Genomic DNA, 18,482 nt, shown 5'->3' on the forward strand with positions numbered 1-18,482 from the left:
ATGGGGAGATAAGTGAATGGAGGTTTGTTCAGTAACTTTAGCAACGGTTGGAGAGGTCGTGCCATTATTTAATGCCTATCGGGAGTTTTACGGTCAACAATCTGACTTAGAGCAGGCTAACCAGTTTCTATTAGAGCGTTTAAATAAGGAAGAGTCGGTCATTTTTCTAGCTTATATAAATGCGCAGCCAGTTGGTTTTGTTCAGCTCTATCCTACTTTTTCATCTGTTGCAATGAAAAAGGCATTTATTTTAAATGATCTATTTGTGGCTGAGCATGCTAGGAAACAAGGGGTAGCACAGGCCCTAATTGAACAGTGCTATTCGTATTGTGTACAAAACGATGCGCGTTATTTAAGTTTAGAAACAGCGACAGACAACGTGCGTGCTCAAAAATTATATGAGAAGCTCGGGATGAGAATTGATAATGGCGTATTTCATTATATTAAATATTGGTAAAAGGAGGTTTGAATAATGACCGTAACCATCAAGCAATTAACAACTCAGCAAGAGTGGATGGAAGCATATGCTGTTATGATGCAGCTCCGTACGGAAGTAACAGTAGAAAAATATCTCCTACTATTAAAGGAAATGATGCAAGATGGCTATATGTTATTTGCTTTATATGAAAATATGAACATGGTGGCAGTCGCCGGATTAAGTTGGAGAGTCAACTTTTACAGTGAACGCCATATTTTTGTTTATGATTTAGTAACGGATGAGCAGTATCGTTCAAGGGGCTATGGTGAGAAATTATTGCATTATCTTCACCAATGGGGCAAAGAAAATGGGGCGCACTATATTGCTTTAGAGTCTGGTATTCAAAGGATTAATGCACATCGCTTTTATGAGGGTCGATTAGGGTATGAAAAATGGTGCTATTCTTTTCGAAAAGCATTGTGACTCAGAAGGAATATGATTTTTTAAACCTCACACACTAATGGAAACATGAAGGAGGTTTATATGAAAGTAACGTTCAAAAAGCTTTTTCTAATAAGCATATTTATGATGAGCTTTACATCAATTGGTTATGCAAATAATGTAATTCAACAACATGCAAATGGTGAGGAGGGACAGGTTGTATACCATGTAAAGTACGATTATGCTGCTATTTGTAAAGTTCTTGGGATTACGAAAGAAGTATATGATCAATATTGGAAAGAAGGACTTTCGATTGTCGATATGGCAAAAAGGGAAGGTATTGACCAACGTGAAATAATAAATTATTTTGTGACATTTCACTATCAAGAAATGCAAAAGTGGCGAAAGAAGGGGGCGATGAACGAACATCATTATTTTGATTTAGTTTATGAATTAAAAGATGAAATTACAGATTTTATTGAGAGAAATCCGAATAAAGAATGAAAACGACTAGTGTTTTTCTAGTCGTGTTTTTTTTATGGGTAAATACTGATTAGCATTTAATATTTAGTTATAAAAGATAATTATTTAATGATTATCATTGAATTTATCTTGATTTTAACGCGGCTGTTTAATATGCTTAACATGAAGAAGGACAGCTATAGAATAACGGCGGATTTCTCCATCCGAGAGGAACCTTTTACCATCGCTTGTCATTCTTCATGTAAAACACTATGAACAGGGGGAAATAATGGTTTTGCAAAGTGTAATAGATGCAGTTTTTCAGGTCTTTTTATTGTCGGCTATACCATTTGTTTGGTGGTTTTTCTCAGCAAAAAAGGAACAATCATTTTTTACATGGCTAGGCCTCCAAAAGCCTATCATTGAAAATAAAGGTAATTATATTGTGTGGTTCTTATTCATTGTTGTTTTAATAGTCGTATCACTTACTACAATTACCTATTTCTTCCTTGATAGCTCAACCTTAGCGTCAAATCGCTTTGCAGGGCTTGATTTTTCAGCATTCATTCCTGCACTGCTCCATGCTTTTGTACAAACAGGATTGTCAGAGGAGCTGTTTTTCAGAGGCTTTTTACTGAAAAGATTCATGCATAAGTTTGGTTTTCAAATTGGAAATATCCTGCAAAGTTTACTGTTTGGCATATTACATGGATTGATGATGTTTTCTTTTATTCCTTTTGGTGTTGTAGTGTTGGTTGTTTTAGCAACCGGTTTTGCAGGATATTTAATGGGGTGGATCAATGAACGAAAATCCAATGGCTCCATTATCACAAGCTGGGGCATACATGGCATTGGCAATTTGTTGGCCGCCTTCGTGGCAATGTTTAATATGCTCTAAAGACCTAGCTCATTTGCATTTCATCATTTTCCCTTGCATAATAAAGCGGAGAGGTGATTGAAATGCAATTCATCGAGCAAGTAGTAAAAGGATGCTTGATTATCGGTTTAATATTAATGGGAGGGCGTATTATCACTTCAATATGCCGCTATTATAATATAGCATTTACGACTTTTTTCGTTGATTATCATGTCGCCTCACTAGCTATACTCTTAATAGGTATTATAGGAACAGAGATACTGAATAGACGAAAAAGGAAGGGACGAGCATAGATGACGGAATGGCCAAAGGGTGTAGCGAAGCCTGCTATACGTGCATTAAATGCGGCAGGATTTACACGATTAGAGCAATTGGAAAAGGTTGATTTATCGACGTTAAAAAAATTACACGGGATGGGGCCTAAAGCGTTAGCGGCCATTGAAGCAGCACTGAATGAAAGTAGGGAAAACAGTGAATAAACTAACATTATTATTACTGGCAATGGTGGTTTATTATATTCTTGTTGTTCTCGTAATCAGCAAGTTGTTTATTATTCCTCTCATGAAATTTATGGCGCTTATATTCTTCCTTGGAGCAGGCTTTATTTTTTCTCGAAAGATGCGAAGGAAATTACAATAGGTGGAATTATAAAAATTACAAAACTAGCCATATTTTATTTAGTCATATTTATGTTGGCACTATTACTATCACTAGCTGGAGTTAGCCAATCCATTTCACTTGGCATCATTATCCTTATCGCGATTGCAATGATTTATAGACATATACATATTGTATTCTGGACTAATAATATGAAATTGGTAGATAAGTTAGTAAAAGATCGTAAGAAGCATCCTTTTTTTGCCTACCTATATGCAGTTGCTTATGGTACAAAGCATGACCAGTTACACTCATTAGAAACAGCAATTGGAAAGTATAAGCAGCCAGCAATGAAGTATAACTGTAAATTTATTAAGGGGATCTTGGAAGAGAATTTAGAGGAAGCAAAGGATGCGGCAAATAAAATAAATAAAGAGCCTTTAACTAGCTATGCAAAATGTTATATCGCTGCACTTGAAGGACGAACAACAGACATGCGAAGCGATCAACTTACAAAGCCGTGGATGCAGCCAGCAATTGAAGCAGTTTATGCGCACAAGATGAAGAATGAAGCCGCGTTTGATCAGTATCAGAAAGAAAGTATTGCCTTTGCGCGCGGCGTACAAAAATATGTGTTAATACATACCTACGAACAGATGAAAATGGATCTGTAAAAAATATAGGCTACTTGATGCTAATTGGTGTCAAGTAGCTTATTTTTTAGTATAGAAAATTCATATTAAACATACAAATCTTGTTTACTCATTCGTCTAATAAAGTAAGAGAGGTGAGAAGATGGAGTTTGATGAGCTTTATGAACAATATTTTCAACGCATTTATCAATTTATTTACTATATGGTCTCAGATCCAAGTTTAGCGGAGGATTTAACGCAGGAAACATTTATTCGGGTTTATAAAGGACAGTTTAGAAACGAGGCTGCTATGGGCACTTACATAAGGAGAATTGCACGAAACCTTGTCTACGACACCTATAGAAAAAAAGCACTTATTAAATGGCTACCATTTCAAAAAGAACATGAAAAACGGGAGACACAATATGTACCACATGATTGGATCATGCAATCTGAGGAGCGGCGACTATTATATGAAGCAATTCAATTATTGAAGCCTGAATATCGAGAGGTTCTTATTTATAGAAAAATAGAGGAGCTGAATTTAGCCGAAACTAGTGAAATTTTAGGATGGTCTACAGTAAAAATAGCGAATACACAGCGAAATGCTATAAAGGCTTTAGAGAAAATACTTGGAGGTGATGAATTTGGATTTAAACAATCGACTGAAGGAACTCAATAAATTACCGGAGGATCGTGCTGTAAAAACCCGTATTTATGAACGTATTCATCATAAGAGGAAAAAAGACTTACCGCTATGGAAAGAGAGTGTTCTACTATTAACGATTGCAATGATTGCTCTATTTTTTATTATGACACCACAAAATCCTTCACCTCCTCAAACTGCTGACCATTCCATCCAAGCAATATATAAGCATTTCGGAGGAAAAGAAGCGAAATTTTTTGCGAGAAGTTCGAGTTTATATATATCTACGGAAAAGGTTGAAGATACAATTGTGTATAACTTTTTTGAAGACTTAACAAAGTATGTTGAAGAGGCTGATGGAAAGTTGGGTAACCATATTGCAGATGTAATCGTTGTTAGAGATCGCGAAGAAGAGCACTATCAGATTTCAGATACAGGTATGCTAAATGTAGATTCTGGCCAGTTTTTTGCTGGGAATTCTGTAACGTATGATATAGTATTTCATAGATTATACTCTGTAACAACAAAACCTTGGATTTTTATCCTTCCACTTATCGTGATAGCTGTAAATATAATCTCTATGAACTATTATAAACGTCATAATCTACAAGGATCTAAACCATCTAAACATGTATGGTGGCTGTTAGTACTTGTGCTTGCGATGCTTTCTAGCATATTTGCTTGGGCAACCTGGGTCGGTCCATTGTATAAGCCTTTAATGATTACGTTTGCGCTTTTATATGGTTTCATTTTTTGGTATTTCATAATACGAGAGGTACGGACTTATGCCATATATAAAGTAGAAACAATTAAAATAAGCATTATTAGTGCAACACTTGTTTTAATTATTATCCTTTATTAACGAATTTAAATAAAACCACCTTTACTTTCACAAAAGACTATTGCGAAGGTATTCGGTGGTTTAATTATTTTTCAACGCATTATGGAGGCGAGTTGTACCTTATTCCTTTTTATTCAATAAAATCCCACGCACAATCCCCATTATAAATATTGTACCTAGTACAAATAAAAATACATAAGCATGCCACTGCTGTAAAATACGTTCATGTCCTAAAGCAACTGTTAAATCATTGAATAGTGAGTATGTAAAGTATAAGAGTATACTATTTTTGATGAGACAAAAGGTAATGATTCCATTTTGTCGCTGGATATGAGATAAGGTTGGCTTATTTTTACGTAGGATAGGATAAGCTGCTTTCATCTCTAAGTATTGTAAAAGTAAAAATAGCATTAAGGCAATGAATGGTAAATAAAAAATGGTGATTTTCGGGCCAAATTGCGCATGTTCACTCTTAAAGCTTTGCAAAACCGGTATAGAAGCGGGGAGCTTATTGTATTGGATTAGTGTTGCCGTAATGCCAGCTAAAAAAATAGTCGCAACAATAAGCGTTAGCGATTTACAAAAGCGTGGTGTAGGTGTTTTTTGTTGTTCTAGCATTTGTTCACCTCATAGTTCAATTAAAAAAGTGCAGTCTGTTATACTGTATCATAAGAATACCATCATGTGTGACATAGAAAGAAGGGTTAGATGGAATACTTGTTGTTTTTACTAATTGGAATTATCGGCAACATCATTGGCACGTTAGTTGGAGGTGGCGGGTTAATAACATTACCGACTATGATGCTAGTAGGGGTACCCGTCCATTCAGCAATCGGTGCGAATAAGGTTTCTAATATGGTAAGTGCCTTTTCAAGCTTTTACACAATTTATAAAAGAAAAGAAATAGTATGGTCAGAAATGCGTTCAGTTTTACTTGTTTCCTTAATAGGTGGTACACTTGGAGGTCTGTTTGCATCATTTATGAGCAGTCACACATTAACGTTTATCGCCATCATTTTATTAGGCTTTTCCCTTGTTATGTCCTTTTTAGGCGGAGCTGAATTTGGAGAGAAAGAAAGCTTTACAATGAATCGTAAAAACGGTCCAATCCTTTTAGGGGTTGGCTTTTATGATGGCATGTTCGGCCCTGGTAGCAGTACGCTTGCACTTTATACATATGCACATCAGAAAATCTCTTATATGAAAGCAGTAGGTTTGTCGCGTGTAGGTGTTTTTGCTATGTGCTTAGGAGCTTCGATTACGTATATTGCTACAGGTAAAATTGATTGGCCGTTGACAATCGTATTAATGGTTGGTTCTGTAATCGGTGCACAAATAGGCATTATCCTTGCCAGAAAGGTTAAGGCAAATCAAGTAAAGCTATTGCTGCGTATTGTAACCATTGTGCTGATAGTTCAGCACGTCTATGATTTTATAAAACAGATTTAAGGAGGCGATAGGATGTTTGAAATTACACCTTATCCATCTTTTTCGTGGTCACTGTCCCGTCATAAAACGGTAACAAGCTGTGCGCGAAAATATGGCTATGAATATTATTTTTCTCATAATGGCTGGCTCAGTTACAATGTGGAGCCATATCATCAACATGTCTATCGCTTAAAAAAGCTTCAATCCATGCCGATTTTATTTGGGCAAATCGTCCATCATTTAATAGAGCAATCGATCAATGATTATTTGCAAACCCGCGAGACTACGACTGTTGCTGAACTCGTAAATCGTGCACGTGGCCAGCTTAATGCCGCTTTTATCGATTCTACACGTCATGTAGATTTATGGAGACATAAGCCAAATAAATTTTATATGATGCAAGAAATTTATTACGAAGGAAAGTTAAATCCTGAACTGGTACAGGACTATAAAGAGCGCATGACGGCTGTGTTTGACAACTTTCTTAATAGTGAAACATTCCAGCAAATTACCGCACAAAAAGGCTCGCTGCGAATCGGTGAGCCTGAACAATTTCGTTCCATGAAAATCGAGGGTGTACAAGTTTTTGTCGTAATGGATTTTCATTATTTTGATGAGATGACAGACAAGTGGATTATTATCGATTGGAAAACAGGGGGAGAGTCCGATGATGATCGCCAACAGCTAGCGCTCTATGCTTACTATATTCAGCAGAAATATCGGGTTTCTCTAGACCAGATTGATGTCTATAATGAATATTTATTGACAGGCAAAAGAAAAAAATACACCTTTACAGCATATGATATGGATAATATTTTACATACGTTTCAGCGAAGTGTGCTGGAAATGAAAAAATATCAGGCGGATATTTTCTCCAATGAACCCGTGGACTTTGAGGAGTTTGAGCAAACCACTGAAAAATGGCACTGCAAAGGGTGTAATTTTAAAGAATTATGTGAGCAGAATTAAGTAGAAAAACGAAGCGAGTGACCAAAAAGTGACCAATTAAATTAAGTCATCAAAATAGTCACTAGCTTTATTATTATCTTTACTAGTTAAATGACTATAAATGTTAATCGTCATTTTTATATCAGAGTGACCTAATTGTTCTTGAATAATCTTAAAGTTGACATTATAAGAAGCATGTCGTAAAGCATGAAAATTTAAATTTAGGAAGATTATATTTCTCAATAATTCTTCTCCAAGCCGTATCTACCAGCAGGGATTCATTCCTTTTGTCGAAATTAGTTTGTAAGAGGTGGTGTATTTCAGTTGAATGCAATAAGAAATGAAAAAGTATTTACTGCTAATCTAAAAGAAGCTTATGAATTTGCATATTACCTATTCCTTACTAAAGGTGTAGATAATATCGAAATAGAGCAAATTAAAGATGATTGCTATGTGAGATTTACAATGGAATATAGTCATGAATTAGGTAAACAAATATGGAATATAGTAGAGCAATTTAATCTTGAAAGCTTAGTTTTTTACGGCGTGTTTTGGGACGTTGTACGGGGATATGTAACTGAGTGAAATTTTAATCATTATGCCTTCCACAGATAATTGTGAAGGGCTTTTATTATATGGACATTGCACAATTAATTCAATATCCGTTTTTATCATTAGTACCAGCAACGATTTTATATATGTTACTTGCTTATTTTGCATTTAAAGTATTGGATTTTGCAACAGGCTTATTGAAAACATGGAAGAAGGTATCACCTTATCAAACACGGATTATGCGAGATGGTATCATTCGATGGATTGGAGAGCTGGTTGCAATTACATTTGTTATCCTATTTGATTTAATCTTTGGCTTAGATTTCTATTTAACAGGCTTCACATTAGCATTATTTTTATACAAAGAAGGTGGTTCAATCGCTGAAAACCTTCAAACATTAGGTGTAGATATGCCTGGAAGAAGGTGGGCGTAAATGACTTATACCATTGAACAACGTTTGATGTCAGGATTGCCAAATCAGGCTTTGAAAGCTGTTAAATATGTTATTGCCCATGAATCAGGGAATCCAAACAATTGTGGTCCAAACGCTTTGGAAAATGAGATAGCATACATGAACCGCAATAAAGCCAATGCATTTACATCTCACTGGGGAGGCTGTGGCGGTAAAATTGTACAAGTTGCGCCAGTTAATCGTGTGCAATATGGTTGTGACCCGAAAGGTAATCCACTTAGCTATGCACAAATAGAGTTGGCTCGTACAAATGATAAGGATCAATTTAAAAAGGATTATGCAGCTTATGTTTGGTTGTAACGTGAACTTGCTAAAGAGGCTGGAATACCTGTTGTACTCGATGGCAGTGGCAACGGTATAAAATCACACCGTTGGATTACGGACAATTTAAAAGGTACAACCCATAGAGATCCATTTTCGTATCTGCAGAGTATGGGGATTTCAGAGGAACAATTCAAATTAGACATTAAAAACGGCTTAGATAAACCAACTGAAAAGGATGATGATACAATGCAATTTACGAATAAGACAACAAAAGCAGCAGATAAAGGTTTAATTGAAAAGTAGTGGTTAGATAAATTTGATAATGGAACTATGACAAATGGTGATTATGAAGGTTTAAAACTTATCATTGCACAGCGTAGTAACTAAAATGTAAAGACCAAGATAGCTTAATTGCCGTCTTGGTCAATGTTCATTTATAATATCACTACATGTAGTGAAAAGTATCAAGCATACCAAGAACCCAAATAACCAAAATCACTACCGCCACAATTAATCCGAATGTAACAATCGGATCTGCACCCTCTTTATTTTGGATTTGTTTTTTTGTATATTCCTCGTACTCTTCTTCGTTAATCGTATTACAATACTCACATATTTCAATCACAGCCCCATCTCTATGTACTTTCTTAAATGGATTTATGGCTAAACAATTAGGGCAATTACTCAATTATATTCTCCTCACTAACCTCATCTACTAATTACCATTTTAGGAAATTTAGCGTGAATTGTATATATAAAATTAGGAAATAGTAACTGAAATCACGTTACTTAAAAATTATTTCTGTAATTACCCCTTGCTAAATTACAAACGTCATTACAACGCGACATCAGTCACCAAAATAAAGACCAGGCGCTCGATTGAAAGTGAGTACCTGGTCATTTTTTGTTTAATATTCTCTTATTTCAAATGAAGCTATTTTATCATGAACAATATATTCCGTTACTTTTTTATAAGGTGAAATTGTTTTTGAAAATTTAAATGTTGATGTGCCTTGAGCACTATCAAACCATTTCAAATAGTCATTTAATACATTATTAGTAACGTCATATTCTTTTGTAATACCGTTTACTAATGTAATGCTTAAAATAGCATTTGAAGATTCATTGCTTAGTTTCTTAACAATTACTGTACTAGTGGCCGCAATATCAGTATTTTCTATTTTTGCAGTAATAATTGCTTCACCTTCGCGAACTGCAGTTACATTTCCATCTTGATCTACAGTAGCAATTGACTTATCACTAGATGACCAGATTACTTTTGCTGTATCTGGAGTGACTGTGGCAGTTAGCTTTTCTGAGCTACCTTCAAATAATTCTAGATTATTTTTATTTAATGAAATAGATTCTCCACTAGGAATCTCGTTTTCTGATAATAAAGTTCCGTCAACATCAATGGCGTCTAGTACTAAATAAGTCGTATTCGAGTTTTCTTTTTTCTCAATTTTAACATGATGCAATTTGTTTTCTAAATTCAATTTTTCGTATGTAACTATATGGTTGTCTCCTAATGGGTTATTACTATAGTCTGAGTAATTTTCTTTTTTTCCGTCTATAGTAATATAATTTATAGAATCTCTATTATTTGCCATTGTATTAATGATTCTTAAATCTGTGCCGACAAAATAAAACTCTATAGATGAATTAACCACATTTGAATGAGATTCTGTATTATTGTATCTAGGACTTGTAGAGGTAACATGTCTCCATGATCCCTCATATTTAATGGCAGGGTTCGTGTTATCGTACCTTTTCCATCCTTCTTCGGGTTGTGGTAAATATTCTCCAATAGAAGCTGCATTAACTTCAATTGAATTATCCGTAAATAAAGACAAACTAAACATAGAAATAGCTAAAATTAAAATTGAAAAATATTTCTTCATGATTTATCCTCCTAATCAAAAAAATTCTTTTAATAACCTACAATAACAACTTTAACCATATCTAAATGTATTTACCATAATAAAAATCGTTTATTTTTAATAATAAAAAGCCACTCAATTGAGTGACCTTAATGGTCTTTCGTGTGAAAATAAGTGACTAAAAAGTGACCAACAATTGACTAAACGTTACATTCAGCTATAGTTGGTGATTATTAATGACAATACAATGATAAAAAAACATTGTTAAATCAAGCTTTTGATTTAACTTGAAACATAGCGAAAGTCCAATTTAAATATCAGGCGGATATTTTCTCGAATGAACTCGTGGACTTTGAGGAATTCGAGCAAACCACTGAAAAATGGCACTGTAAAGGGTGTAATTTTAAAGAATTATGTGTGCAAAATTGATTTTGAAAATGGAGCGAGTAATCAACTAAAAAAAGTCATCAAACTCAAAATGAAAGCGCCTTTAATTATCGGTGCTTTTTTATTATGTATAACGGGTTATAGTTTCATTTTTGGAGAAATATGCAACAAATCTAATAGTTGTATCGTTATTATATTTAATCATACTGAGAAATCAGAGTTCAATACTCTCGTTTTGTTAAGGAGTGTGAAATGGATATTAAGTCATTTCTTCAATATGTATCTTATGTAGTTTATTTTTTAATTGTGTCTATCTTAACCTACTATATGCAATGGATAACTGTACTTTTTGTGGGCAGTATACGTTTTACAGCTGCAGATAGTTTTCCAGGAGATTTGAGTCGCTCTTCTTTAGCCATAATGAGCTTCGTGTTTTCTATCATGCATTTTGTTGTATTAACAATATATTTACTTCTACATAATATACTGGTGTCTTTATTTAAAATTAAGTTTCACTATAAGATTGCGTTGGTGTTCAATACCGTTGTTGCTGTCAGTTTAATTATTTATTTTATTAATATGTTTTTATATTGAGCCAATAATCCTAACTTTATCAACATTTAAGGTTCTATAAATATGAGTACCATACTGTGCAGTAAAAACAATTTAACAAAGCAGAGGCAAAGTTATATTATTTGTCATGCAAAAATAGATGTGGCTTTTTATTATGCTCATATTTCTTGTCATTCCAATCCATTATATAGATAGATGGGAGGTGTTGACTTATGGAGTATGAATATAAAGTGAAGTTTTACTATAACGAAGGTCATGAAGAAGAGTATAAAATCAAGAATAATATTGAACAAGAAACATTTACAGAAGAAATTTCTAATGGGTTCAATGAGAAGCCTTGGTATTCATTTACTGAAACAGAGCATTATAAAACGATTTTAATTAGTACAATAGATGTTTACAAAGTGGTAGTAGAAAAAAACACTTTAGAATTTGATTAATCAAATGTATGTAGTCACATGTAGTCACACCCTCTAAAAAGGTGTGGCTTTTTTCTTTGAAAGGATGAAATAAATATTGTGCTGTTATTAAGGCAGGATTAATTTCCAAATTTGTGTAGTATCAATTTTGCCATTAAAGCGCACGAAAAATAACTATTTCATTTTTAATATACAAATGTTTGATACATGATAGCAATTAGAGAGGCGATGTCATCATTGATAGCTTCAATGTGGATGCGATTCGTTAAATTTGTATTTGTACTATCTAAATTTCTAATAGTAGCGATTTTTTCACCATTTAACTTTAATGTTCCTGCATAAGTATAGTCTTTCTCAAATTGGTACACGTCTCCGTTAAGCTTAAAAGATTGCATCTTTTCAATTAATTGCACACGATTTTGTTTAATTGCAATTTTTTTCGATGTTGTGCTACTATAAAGCGTATAACGAACACCTGTAAATACGCAATCAATTTTGTATATTGGATGATTATCGATTGAAAAAGCATTATAGCAGTAGGGCATTCCATATCGGAGAAACATATGAAACAGTTGTGTTAGGATACGATGGCGATTTTTTTTGAGAATACTAATAATTTTGTTGTCCTTGTTATAAATGGGAATACTTGTGTAATAGGAATCTAATTCTGGGATGCTATATGAATAAATCTGCAAAGATGTCTCTCCTCTATGATCTCTCTTAAATAATTACATTTTAATATGCATTGATATCCCTTTTCAAATATGTTGTACCGTAATTAGTTACGAATTGATTTTCTGTTATAATAAAATGCAGAATTTTACGACAAAAACAAAAAAATAAAGGAATGGTGCATTTTGAAAATTTCAAGAAACCCAGAAACGGTACATAAACCCGTAGCACCGTACGTACACCAAATAGAGGTCACTGGGCCTCAGAAGTGGCTTAATATGTCGGGTCAGTTAGGATTAGAAGTAGATGGGACAGTACCTGAGAATCCATTAGAACAATTACAGTTAGCATTGGAGAATATAAAAAGAAACCTTGAATCTGCTGAGATGGATGTTAGTGATTTAACAAAATTGGTTTTTTACTTAGTTGGTGACTTTGAAGCAGAGCAACGAAGAAAAATTATTGGCGATTTTTTAGGTGAACATCTCCTTTGTACGACAATGATTTATGTAGTAGCTCTGGCAGCACCAGTCTTTAAAGTAGAGGTTGATGCTTGGGCGTGTAAAGATATTTAAATTTATTGAGCGCATTATGCTAGGGGGGCTTTTCTATATAAGATGAAACTAGGAGCAAAGAAGGTTTTTATGTTTAACTATTATTTTAAAGCTACAGTTGCAATTTGACGGGATTCTCGATTGCTATGTGAAATTCAGTACCTTTCAAAATTAGTTGTCACGAAGTTTTTACGATTCAACAACGTTGAAATAAAAAATATACAATAAACGAAGTGAAGCCAAATACTCAATTAATTTTGAGCCCAAGCTTCACTTTGTTTATGGACGTAAGAGAACATCCAGTATGGTATAAAGAAGAAAAAGAATAAAGCCTTCTTCTCGTTTAGAAAGATGCAATTTTTCCGATGCGAAATGAATCACTCTATTCCCACCAATGTTTCAGTTCTGTGAAGCCTACATCCCATAGCATTATATTACCTGTGATCATAATAGTCATTTTTTTGGCTTCATAATATAACGGAATTTCTAATGGCATTTCAATTGTTTCGGATTCTTCTTTCAAATTCACTTCATTTTTTTGAAATATTACATTTCCATCCGTAATTATAGTCACTTCACCTTTGAATTCCTCTTGATCGGGAATGCCGATGTTTAGATAAAATATTAACTCCTCTTTATTTTCAATAGTATATGTATAGGTTTTGGTAGTGTTTTCTTTATTACTATATAAATTGTATTGGGGTACTATTTTATTACCAGCTACAGAGAAAGTCGGTAAATCGTTCGTTAGTGGTTTATCTCCTGTGACTTCTTTAATAGTATCCAAGGGTTGTACCGGACTTACTCGTTTATCTAAAACTTCAGAGACAATCATTACGCCAACTAACAGTATAATGGCAGTTAAGGAAGAAGCAAGGAGTTTTTTAAAAGTCAGGTTTGAAGTGAAACCAACTTTGTATACAACATATCCAATTGTTGCACCTATACTATTTGAAATAACATCATTTACATCAAAAGTCCCGAGATACATTAAAGATTGAATCGTTTCCAATCCAAGAATCACGATAATGAACCATCCTATAAATTTTTTATAATCAATTTGATTGAGTAAAGGAAATAAGATACCAAAGGGGATAAATGCTGCTATATTTCCGAAATCGTATAACCAAGAAAACGTAAATCTAGGAAAATTCAAAGGAACGTCTGATGGGACGAGCAGAAATTCGTAGCCGGCGCTTTTGTATTCTTCATAACCGTCTAGACGATTAAAGCCTAAGAACATGAAGTATAAGATCAGACCTGTGTAAAGAATAGTAATCACCATAATTAAATTTCGTTTTTTCATTTTTTTAACTCCTTTTCACACGATACCTCTTGTCATTGTACGAACTACCTTATGTACTTAACTTTTCCCCAGTATGGAGTGCTTATATTTCATGTAGTATTCTTATAAAATCAAGTGGCAGTATCATTATTATAAATGGAAATAATTAATAATTATTGAGGGTATTTATGAAGATTTCTTAAGAAATTGCAATACTAAACTTTCTATAAATGCTGTGGAGCAATGAAATGGATTGTGTAGTAGGGGGAAGTATTATTATTCAAAAAGAATATAAGTGAAATGAGGGTGAGGAAGCTAGTCTTTATTCAATAAATTTTCTTGCTAAATCAGATGTGGGGTGATGAAAGGCTAACTGATTAATGGTAAATATGTTGTATGTATCTAAGTCATTGTTGAATGGAATGTAAAAGGCGGAAGGTGTTAAGGGTGTTTGTTTAATATTGGTATTTAACCCTTGATTTTACTTGTATTTGTAAATAGAATTAAATAGAGGGAGGGAATTACTTGGCTAATAAACAACATCATACTCCATTTTTGAAAAAACCTTGGGTATCTTCTATTGGTGTATTTGTATTGTCGCAAATAATCTTTGTTACATTAGAAGCAACAGGATGGATTCCTAATTATCGAGATATTAGTGGAACGCTATTTGGACGAATTACTGAATCTCCAATTTTCAAAGAGTGGTTTACCTTTTATGAAACAAAAAATTTCAATTTACTTACTATCTTTTTTGGCATTGTCTTTTTAGTGCCCGGAGTAATCGGTGCGTTCAAAAACGTCTTTTCACCAAGTCTACAAAAGTAATACTTGTTCATGTTGTGGGCATCTAACATTAGATGGAGGAACGACCGTATACATATGGAATTTGTAGGATTTGCTTCTGGGAAGATGATGGGCTTCAATTCACAAAGCCAATTCCGGACGCAATATGCAGAGGCATATATGATTCGAATTGGCGAATTTATTAATGTCCATTCTATAATCGACATATACATTAAAAGGTGCTGTGCTATAGTCAACAAAGCTATAGCGACAGCACCTAGTTATTTATTAGTGGAAATATTTGTCGACACGTTGAATGACTTCGTCAGCAGAAAGACCATCAGCGTCAATAACAGGCCCTGCCATGACAGGATCGCTAATTCCCATGATATCTCTATCTTGCCCAGTGATTACACAAGCATCACATTTTTTTGCATCCTCTTCAGTACGAAGCTGAATAACTTCATAACCTTTTGCTTTTAAAGCGTCTTCAACGTTTGTTAATGATTGCTCTACACCAATTATTCTAGTCATTATTCTTCCACCTCCTATATGTAATGTGTCATATAGGATTGCTAATTATTCACTATATTCATCTTTTTGTTATACATAATAAAAAACACCTCAAAATTGAATTGAATCTAAATCAAAAAATAAAATTTAATGTTAGGAGAGATCTATTAAATGGGAAGACTACAGAAAACAATATTTAGTCTTTTATTTATTGTCGCCTTTGTATGGATTATGATGCTAATTATTGCCGGACCACCCAAGCCTGTTGTTTTGTCAGAAGGTAAGGAAGTATCAATAGTACAAGGTTCCTATTGTTGGCAAGGCTTTATAAATAATAGATGTGTTGATAAAATTCCACCACCTGAAATTATTGCTAATAATAATATTGTTCCGTTTCCTGTTTCACCGCAAAGTGAAATTAATATTAATTTTAAAAAAGCACCTATTGAGGGAATAGAAGTTGATAAATGGTTAGGCAACGATGAAATAGAGGTAATAAAAGTACAAGGTGATGTTTTCTCTGTACCGAAAGAAAAGGGGACTTATATTTATAGTGTTTTCGGTAGTTGGGATAAGGGTAGTTCTTCTTATATTTTTGCTATAGAAGTATAATGAATACGTTAAAAATGGCTTATTATGAAAAAAAGACACATTGAAGTTTATTTCCAATGCGTCTTTTATAAATACTTAACTAAATGATCGATTGCATAAAGTGAATAATTTGATCCTCTTGAATGGAATCAACAGCAACTTTATTTCGACTCTTTTTTTGACATTTTGTACATTGATGGATAAGTTGAAAGCCTTTTTTTCCAGTATAATCGACTCCAATTGGTCTCATCAAACCTTTACAAGTACTCGCTCTGTCACCAGGAATATTATCCATATGTTTCGAAAACAAACAATTTGGACAATGATTTCTGAAGCTGCCGTTGCTTAATGGTTCAACCATCGTACTACAATTTTCACATTGAAATGCTGTATTCTCATTTTTTCTACTCAATTGCTCTTCCTCCAAAATGTTATTTCAACATTGAAGGAAGGGTTCCGTTTTCTTTTTCTGCAATAGCAGTATCAGGCTTTTATAGGGAATGTACGAATTCACCGTCTTGCTCTTCAAAACGATTACTTCTAGTTCCTGCTTCACAAAGACTTATTTCATCCTTTGATCCGGACCACGATTGATTTTATGTTTTTGTGTCAACCACTGTAAGACGGACTGCTCCATCTTCCACTAGTAGGTGTTCTCCTATAATCACTGACTTCGGCATTCGTCCCCTAACGAGCAATTGTTTTGAATAGATCAAACGTCAATCTATCACCCCTTATAATATGGCATTTATTTAAAGGATAACAAATATATTGAAATATTTAAATAGTCTGTACATGGTGGTGAAGCAAACTTTTGATCTAAAAAGGGGGCTCCCAACGATCTTTTCTAAATAATTGTTGAGACGCCCCGATTCGTTTACTTATTGTGAAATGAAATCTTGGCCGTTAATTGTTATTTTTGAAGCAGAGATTAGATTAGCTTTATTTGCTTCAAAATATGGCTCTAAAATAGTGTAAAATGCTTCCCATTTTTCTTCAATCTTTGCTGAATCTTCTTTGCCATCTAGCTTTAAGATTTCTTCATAAAGTTGTTTTAATTGTTTGCTATCCGCTTTATTAACTTTGAATTCAAAGCTAGACATATATTCTTCAAACGTTTGAGGTATTATGAATTGACCAAGGATGTCATGGAATTCAAGCCAGATTTCACTAAATAAATCATAATTTTCTTCTCTTTCTGCTTTTCGTACATCCGCATAAATAATTTTAAGTTTTGCTATAGTTTCAGTAGGGATTTCTAATAAGTCTAAGCGTCCGATATATTCTTCAAATGTTGGAGTTGGATAAAGCTCATCAAGATATGGTTGGAGTATTTTATTAAATCCTTTCATTTTTTCCTTAGCCTTTTCCTCTTGGCCATCTTTTTCAAGCTTTACCCATTCTTCATAAATAGCTTTAAGCTCTTTTTTATCATTTTCTGCAATAACTATATTGTTCTCACTAAATCCGTAGTCTTTTAGAAACTCTTCAAAAGGTTGGGGCTGCCAATTAGCTAAATAATATGGCTTCGTGATTTTATGCATTTCTTCATAAATTTTATTCATTTCTTCATATTTCTTTTCAGCTTCGTCCATCTTTTTATTTGTTATCGCATTTGAAGCTTCTTTTTCTAGCTTCTTCACTTCACTAAACATTTTTTCTAATTTTGTTAACTCTTCATTTGGTACATTTTTAGGCAAGTCTTTTTTATACACTTCGAAAGTGTAGAAGTCTGCATAATTCTCGACTACTCCGCCTTCAACTGTGATTTCCTGTCCTGCTACTAATTTCATTTGTTCTAGTTGTTCCTCAGAAAATTTAAAGAAACTAATAAAGTAATTTTTACCATCTCTACCTTTTAAGTTAATCCCGTCTCCGTGGACGCTTTTAATCGTTCCTGTAATTTGTTGTTCCATTTGAACAGTGACACCATTTGTTGGTTCTACTGAAGTAGCTCCTGCTTGTAGAGGCGTTAGGACAGCCATTCCTATTGTTAGTGCTGATGCAATCATCCAAGATTTTTTAATTGGTTTTTTCATGATCATATCTCCCTTTTTTTTACTCTGGAACACATTGTTTCCAATATTTAGACGAATTACCAAATAAAAAGGTTCGTTATTTTTTTGGAAAGATACAATTTTCCAAGATTCCATTTTAAATGTTTAAATAGGGTATAACAATAAAGCTTGAGCAGTACCAATAGTACAAGGTACATATTGTTGGAAATGAATGTGTTAATCAAT

At 33.7% G+C, this 18,482-nt stretch carries 25 protein-coding genes and 1 pseudogene; 18 read left to right on the forward strand and 8 right to left on the reverse strand.

Annotated elements, in window-relative coordinates:
* Nucleotides 1-16 precede the first annotated feature (16 nt).
* The 8 genes from ACQKN4_RS13680 to ACQKN4_RS13715 all read left to right on the forward strand — a co-directional run bounded on the left by ACQKN4_RS13680 (nucleotide 17) and on the right by ACQKN4_RS13715 (nucleotide 4,935).
* Nucleotides 17-457, forward strand: a complete 441-nt coding sequence (locus ACQKN4_RS13680) for a GNAT family N-acetyltransferase (protein WP_427483934.1) — start codon at nucleotides 17-19, stop codon at nucleotides 455-457.
* A gap of 15 nt (nucleotides 458-472) precedes the next feature.
* Entirely contained in the window at nucleotides 473-901 is a 429-nt protein-coding gene (locus ACQKN4_RS13685) for a GNAT family N-acetyltransferase (protein WP_427483935.1), read from the forward strand.
* Nucleotides 902-961: 60 nt separating this feature from the next.
* A complete protein-coding gene (locus tag ACQKN4_RS13690) occupies nucleotides 962-1,363 on the forward strand; it encodes a hypothetical protein (RefSeq protein ID WP_079560292.1) in 402 nt (133 codons plus the stop codon).
* Nucleotides 1,364-1,610: 247 nt separating this feature from the next.
* Entirely contained in the window at nucleotides 1,611-2,219 is a 609-nt protein-coding gene (locus tag ACQKN4_RS13695) for a CPBP family intramembrane glutamic endopeptidase (RefSeq protein WP_427483936.1), read from the forward strand.
* A 272-nt stretch (nucleotides 2,220-2,491) separates the two neighbouring features.
* Complete coding sequence (locus tag ACQKN4_RS13700; protein ID WP_079560295.1) at nucleotides 2,492-2,677, forward strand: hypothetical protein; 186 nt, start codon at nucleotides 2,492-2,494, stop codon at nucleotides 2,675-2,677.
* A 210-nt stretch (nucleotides 2,678-2,887) separates the two neighbouring features.
* Nucleotides 2,888-3,469, forward strand: a complete 582-nt coding sequence (locus ACQKN4_RS13705) for a hypothetical protein (RefSeq protein ID WP_427483937.1) — start codon at nucleotides 2,888-2,890, stop codon at nucleotides 3,467-3,469.
* Nucleotides 3,470-3,590: 121 nt separating this feature from the next.
* Nucleotides 3,591-4,109, forward strand: coding sequence for an RNA polymerase sigma factor (locus ACQKN4_RS13710; protein ID WP_079560296.1), 519 nt, complete (start codon nucleotides 3,591-3,593; stop codon nucleotides 4,107-4,109).
* On the forward strand, nucleotides 4,075-4,935 hold the full coding sequence (locus ACQKN4_RS13715) for a hypothetical protein (protein WP_079560297.1): 861 nt from the start codon (nucleotides 4,075-4,077) through the stop codon (nucleotides 4,933-4,935). The genes ACQKN4_RS13710 and ACQKN4_RS13715 overlap by 35 nt, the downstream gene beginning before the upstream one ends.
* A gap of 99 nt (nucleotides 4,936-5,034) precedes the next feature.
* Here the strand turns inward: ACQKN4_RS13715 and ACQKN4_RS13720 are convergent, their stop codons facing one another.
* The gene (locus ACQKN4_RS13720; protein ID WP_079560298.1) at nucleotides 5,035-5,532 is read right to left on the reverse strand and encodes a hypothetical protein; all 498 of its coding nucleotides are present in this window, start codon (nucleotides 5,530-5,532) and stop codon (nucleotides 5,035-5,037) included.
* Nucleotides 5,533-5,622: 90 nt separating this feature from the next.
* Between ACQKN4_RS13720 and ACQKN4_RS13725 the strand changes: the two genes are divergently transcribed.
* The 5 genes and pseudogenes from ACQKN4_RS13725 to ACQKN4_RS13745 all read left to right on the forward strand — a co-directional run bounded on the left by ACQKN4_RS13725 (nucleotide 5,623) and on the right by ACQKN4_RS13745 (nucleotide 8,966).
* Entirely contained in the window at nucleotides 5,623-6,363 is a 741-nt protein-coding gene (locus ACQKN4_RS13725) for a sulfite exporter TauE/SafE family protein (protein WP_427483938.1), read from the forward strand.
* A 12-nt stretch (nucleotides 6,364-6,375) separates the two neighbouring features.
* On the forward strand, nucleotides 6,376-7,311 hold the full coding sequence (locus ACQKN4_RS13730) for a PD-(D/E)XK nuclease family protein (RefSeq protein WP_427483939.1): 936 nt from the start codon (nucleotides 6,376-6,378) through the stop codon (nucleotides 7,309-7,311).
* A 303-nt stretch (nucleotides 7,312-7,614) separates the two neighbouring features.
* Entirely contained in the window at nucleotides 7,615-7,875 is a 261-nt protein-coding gene (locus tag ACQKN4_RS13735) for a hypothetical protein (RefSeq protein ID WP_427483940.1), read from the forward strand.
* Between the two features lie 50 nt (nucleotides 7,876-7,925).
* Nucleotides 7,926-8,276: a phage holin family protein gene (locus ACQKN4_RS13740; protein ID WP_427483941.1), complete on the forward strand. Its 351-nt coding sequence runs from the start codon at nucleotides 7,926-7,928 to the stop codon at nucleotides 8,274-8,276.
* A pseudogene (locus ACQKN4_RS13745) lies at nucleotides 8,277-8,966 on the forward strand (peptidoglycan recognition protein family protein).
* A 58-nt stretch (nucleotides 8,967-9,024) separates the two neighbouring features.
* Here the strand turns inward: ACQKN4_RS13745 and ACQKN4_RS13750 are convergent.
* Together ACQKN4_RS13750 and ACQKN4_RS13755 are read right to left on the reverse strand one after the other, a co-directional pair.
* Nucleotides 9,025-9,267, reverse strand: a complete 243-nt coding sequence (locus ACQKN4_RS13750) for a hypothetical protein (protein ID WP_079560304.1) — start codon at nucleotides 9,265-9,267, stop codon at nucleotides 9,025-9,027.
* Between the two features lie 220 nt (nucleotides 9,268-9,487).
* Complete coding sequence (locus ACQKN4_RS13755) at nucleotides 9,488-10,480, reverse strand: Ig-like domain-containing protein (protein WP_427483942.1); 993 nt, start codon at nucleotides 10,478-10,480, stop codon at nucleotides 9,488-9,490.
* A gap of 1,151 nt (nucleotides 10,481-11,631) precedes the next feature.
* Here ACQKN4_RS13755 and ACQKN4_RS13760 point away from each other — a divergent pair.
* The gene (locus ACQKN4_RS13760; protein ID WP_079560307.1) at nucleotides 11,632-11,859 is read left to right on the forward strand and encodes a hypothetical protein; all 228 of its coding nucleotides are present in this window, start codon (nucleotides 11,632-11,634) and stop codon (nucleotides 11,857-11,859) included.
* 164 nt (nucleotides 11,860-12,023) lie between these two features.
* Here the strand turns inward: ACQKN4_RS13760 and ACQKN4_RS13765 are convergent, their stop codons facing one another.
* Nucleotides 12,024-12,533 (reverse strand): tubby C-terminal domain-like protein, encoded by a 510-nt coding sequence (locus ACQKN4_RS13765; RefSeq protein WP_427483943.1) that lies wholly within the window; start codon nucleotides 12,531-12,533, stop codon nucleotides 12,024-12,026.
* A 162-nt stretch (nucleotides 12,534-12,695) separates the two neighbouring features.
* Here ACQKN4_RS13765 and ACQKN4_RS13770 point away from each other — a divergent pair, with 162 nt between their 5' ends.
* Complete coding sequence (locus ACQKN4_RS13770; RefSeq protein WP_079560309.1) at nucleotides 12,696-13,085, forward strand: RidA family protein; 390 nt, start codon at nucleotides 12,696-12,698, stop codon at nucleotides 13,083-13,085.
* A gap of 361 nt (nucleotides 13,086-13,446) precedes the next feature.
* On the opposite strand, the gene ACQKN4_RS13775 is transcribed toward ACQKN4_RS13770, so the two are convergent.
* Nucleotides 13,447-14,370: a VanZ family protein gene (locus ACQKN4_RS13775; RefSeq protein ID WP_079560310.1), complete on the reverse strand. Its 924-nt coding sequence runs from the start codon at nucleotides 14,368-14,370 to the stop codon at nucleotides 13,447-13,449.
* A 504-nt stretch (nucleotides 14,371-14,874) separates the two neighbouring features.
* On the opposite strand from ACQKN4_RS13775, the gene ACQKN4_RS13780 reads away from it, so the two are divergent.
* Nucleotides 14,875-15,177, forward strand: coding sequence for a YfzA family protein (locus tag ACQKN4_RS13780; RefSeq protein WP_079560311.1), 303 nt, complete (start codon nucleotides 14,875-14,877; stop codon nucleotides 15,175-15,177).
* 32 nt (nucleotides 15,178-15,209) lie between these two features.
* A complete protein-coding gene (locus ACQKN4_RS13785) occupies nucleotides 15,210-15,341 on the forward strand; it encodes a CPCC family cysteine-rich protein (RefSeq protein WP_079560312.1) in 132 nt (43 codons plus the stop codon).
* Between the two features lie 82 nt (nucleotides 15,342-15,423).
* Here ACQKN4_RS13785 and ACQKN4_RS13790 read toward each other — a convergent pair whose 3' ends face one another.
* Nucleotides 15,424-15,669: a YkuS family protein gene (locus ACQKN4_RS13790; protein ID WP_079560313.1), complete on the reverse strand. Its 246-nt coding sequence runs from the start codon at nucleotides 15,667-15,669 to the stop codon at nucleotides 15,424-15,426.
* 150 nt (nucleotides 15,670-15,819) lie between these two features.
* On the opposite strand from ACQKN4_RS13790, the gene ACQKN4_RS13795 reads away from it, so the two are divergent.
* Complete coding sequence (locus ACQKN4_RS13795) at nucleotides 15,820-16,260, forward strand: hypothetical protein (RefSeq protein WP_427483944.1); 441 nt, start codon at nucleotides 15,820-15,822, stop codon at nucleotides 16,258-16,260.
* 79 nt (nucleotides 16,261-16,339) lie between these two features.
* Here the strand turns inward: ACQKN4_RS13795 and ACQKN4_RS13800 are convergent, their stop codons facing one another.
* The gene (locus ACQKN4_RS13800; protein WP_427483945.1) at nucleotides 16,340-16,651 is read right to left on the reverse strand and encodes an RNHCP domain-containing protein; all 312 of its coding nucleotides are present in this window, start codon (nucleotides 16,649-16,651) and stop codon (nucleotides 16,340-16,342) included.
* Nucleotides 16,652-17,120: 469 nt separating this feature from the next.
* Entirely contained in the window at nucleotides 17,121-18,278 is a 1,158-nt protein-coding gene (locus ACQKN4_RS13805; protein WP_079560315.1) for a hypothetical protein, read from the reverse strand.
* Nucleotides 18,279-18,482 lie beyond the last annotated feature (204 nt).

Origin of the sequence: Lysinibacillus sp. NPDC093692 (assembly GCF_050280125.1) — a bacterium.
In the GTDB taxonomy this organism is placed as follows: Bacteria; Bacillota; Bacilli; order Bacillales_A; family Planococcaceae; genus Lysinibacillus.